Origin of the sequence: Trinickia terrae (assembly GCF_005144415.1) — a bacterium.
Lineage (GTDB): Bacteria > Pseudomonadota > Gammaproteobacteria > Burkholderiales > Burkholderiaceae > Trinickia_A > Trinickia_A terrae.
This window is the reverse complement of sequence record NZ_SWJE01000061.1, coordinates 1-261: the sequence shown is the minus strand read 5'-3', so window position 1 is coordinate 261 and position 261 is coordinate 1. Positions and strand designations below refer to the sequence as shown.

The following is a 261-nucleotide window of genomic DNA, read 5'->3' as shown; positions in this document are numbered from 1 at the left end:
ATGCGCTGCTCGGTCTCGCGCGCGTGCTCGCCAAGGAAGGCGCGGCGCACAACGTGCGCTCGCATGTGGTGTGCCCCGGCTTCGTGCGCACGCCGCTCGTCGACAAGCAGATTCCCGAGCAGGCCAAGGAACTCGGCATCAGCGAAGAGGACGTGGTCAAGAAGGTGATGCTCGGCCAGACCGTGGACGGCGTGTTCACCACGGTCGAGGACGTCGCGCAGACGGTGCTGTTCCTCTCGGCCTTCCCGAGCGCGGCGCTCA

Annotated in this window: 1 protein-coding gene; it reads left to right on the top strand. The window is 67.4% G+C overall.

The annotated features are described in order from the left end of the window. On the top strand, positions 1-261 hold a 261-nt coding region (locus FAZ69_RS33075; protein ID WP_136899663.1), incomplete at both ends, for an SDR family oxidoreductase.